General features: G+C 64.4%; 3 protein-coding genes. 2 read left to right on the top strand and 1 reads right to left on the bottom strand.

Annotated features, from left to right (window positions below; genetic code table 11):
• Positions 1-193: 193 nt before the first annotated feature.
• Positions 194-760, top strand: a complete 567-nt coding sequence (locus tag WCB02_RS32895) for a hypothetical protein (RefSeq protein ID WP_423964937.1) — start codon at positions 194-196, stop codon at positions 758-760.
• A gap of 91 nt (positions 761-851) precedes the next feature.
• Complete coding sequence (locus WCB02_RS32900; RefSeq protein ID WP_423964939.1) at positions 852-1,676, top strand: tetratricopeptide repeat protein; 825 nt, start codon at positions 852-854, stop codon at positions 1,674-1,676.
• A 23-nt stretch (positions 1,677-1,699) separates the two neighbouring features.
• Here WCB02_RS32900 and WCB02_RS32905 read toward each other — a convergent pair.
• Positions 1,700-2,229: hypothetical protein (locus tag WCB02_RS32905; protein WP_423964941.1), on the bottom strand; the 530-nt coding region annotated here is incomplete at its 5' end.

Raw genomic sequence — 2,229 nt, forward strand, 5'->3', positions numbered from 1 at the left:
AGCCGCCCCGAGATGTCCGCGCCGCCAATGGGGTTAGGGCGGACATCACGAGGCGCGGGGCTTGACGAGGGGCCGGCGACTGACCCAGGCCTCCTTCGCCTTATGAGCCCTGGTGGAACGAGGCAGCCCGGTGCCGCGCCTTCCACAGCCGCCCTCGACCCGAAGGAGGTATGCCAGGCCGAAGTCTTGAGCGGTGGCCTTGCTCGGCGCTATGGGAGAAAGCATGGCCACAAAAGAGCATTTCTTGAAGCTGCTGGAGGCGGCGTTTCCGCCGCAACCTATGCCCGCGCGCTTCTTCTGGAAGGAAGTGCCGCCCGGCATCAATGATGAGTTTCATCGCGACTTGCTTGAATGGCTCGCGGGGCGGCAATGGACAGAGATCAAGATGCGCAACTGGACCATGATGGCGCACGTCGGCATCATCCGAGAGCTTCTGGCGCCGGCAACCTTCCTGTATTATCTGCCGTCGTTGCTGCTCGCTGTTAGCGAGGACCCGTCGTATCTCGACGACGCGCTTGCAGCGATCATCCCCTCGGGGAGAGATCGAAGGCCGAAGAACCAATGGTGGGGCGAGCTTCTCGAAACCGTTTCACCGGAACAGGCCGCCGCAATTCGTGCCTTCCTTGCATATGTTCGCAGCGATCTGTTGCGCTCTGACAAGGAGCCGTTTGTGGTCTCGGAGGAAGAGGTGCACACCGACGAAGCGGAGAGGTTCTGGGATGCACAGATTGCTTCGTTAACAAGCCGGACCAATCGGTGAATAGGCGCAACGTCCGGTTCAGGAATGGTCCCGCTCCCTTGCGGGCATGGCGGCGTTCAACTAGGCTGCGACGAAATCGCTCGGGCCTGCCATGCCAATCGAACCCGAACAACGGCTGGTCTCTCCCGGCCAACGGCTTGTCCCTGAGCTTGCATCGGGCGACGGGTCAACCCGCATCGTGCTGCTGTTCGCCGGCGCCATCCTCGTAGCCCTGCTGGGCTTCACCTTTCACGACCGCGCCACTGGCGCGTTTTACGCGCTCGAAGAGGCGGCCGGCATTGCGCCGTCGCAACAACAATTCGCTGCCACGTATCGGCAATTGGGAATTTCGGTGCTGCCATCGCGCCTGTTCGCCAAGGATCGTGTGGCGAGCAGCCTGACGCGGCTCGCGCACGAAGCCTGCGACCACCAGGCCATCCGTTCGCTCGCCAACGCCTTGGCCGCCGAAGGAGAGCGGCGGCTGGCCGCATCGGCGCTGATGGGCTTCAGCCTGTCCTGCCATGGCAGCGAAAGCGAGCAGGCGTCGGCCGGCCAGCTCTTCCTCCAACTCGGCGACGCCGAAAAGGCGCTTGCCGTTGCCAACGCCCTGACGTCGGCAAGACCGGAAATCGCTGACTTCCACTACCTCCGCGGCAAGGCGCTGGTCGCCGCCGGCCGCGGTGCGGAGGCGGTGAACGAATACAAGTCGACGATCGATCTCGGTCATTCCCCGCGCCAGGTCGGAGAATGGGTCTTCCTCGAGCTCGCCGATCTCTATGCCGCCCTGGATCGACCATGTGATGCGGCCCAGACCATCATGAACTGGATCGCCATCGATCCCGCGACGCGCAACACGGCGCGCGCGCACAAATTGGTGGAGACCTACGCCGCGCGCGGATGTGCCGTCGCGCCGAAGCCGGATTCAAGCTCGCTCTGAGAGAGCCGCGCGCCGCAGGGTTCTCAGAGCTTGCTGACGGCAAGGTTCGGAATGAACTGACAGGAGTCCGATGGGTCGATGTGAGACTGATCATATGCAATCAGGTCGCCGACATTGACCGCGAGCCCGGCAGGCAGCAGCACGATGAACCTCCTGGCGCCGTCCAGTGACTCGACGAACAGACGCTGGTTGGCGATGTAGTTCGGATTGATGTGCAGGTCCAGCTGGGCCTGGGTCGACCGCATCATGGAAAGGGCCTGGGCCTTGGTCGCGAATCCCTTCACCCTGGCTTGTGCTTGCGTCACGATCGCAGGCGTCGGGTGCCTCGCCTTGGCGCCGCACTCGATCTTCTGCTCCTTGAGGGCCGTCAACTCGTCTTCGCCCGGCTCGCGCGCGGTGGTCTGCGGTGGCGCGGGGCCGACGGGCCCGATCACCACCACCCGGGAGGGAGCGGACACGCCGGAGGCAAGCTCGCCGTCGGGAGCGGGCGGCACAGCGATGGCACCCTGATCCGCGCTCTGGTCCCTGCCATCGGATCCGGGCTGCTTCGGCC

The organism is Bradyrhizobium sp., assembly GCF_049581145.1.
Classification (GTDB): Bacteria; Pseudomonadota; Alphaproteobacteria; order Rhizobiales; family Xanthobacteraceae; genus Bradyrhizobium.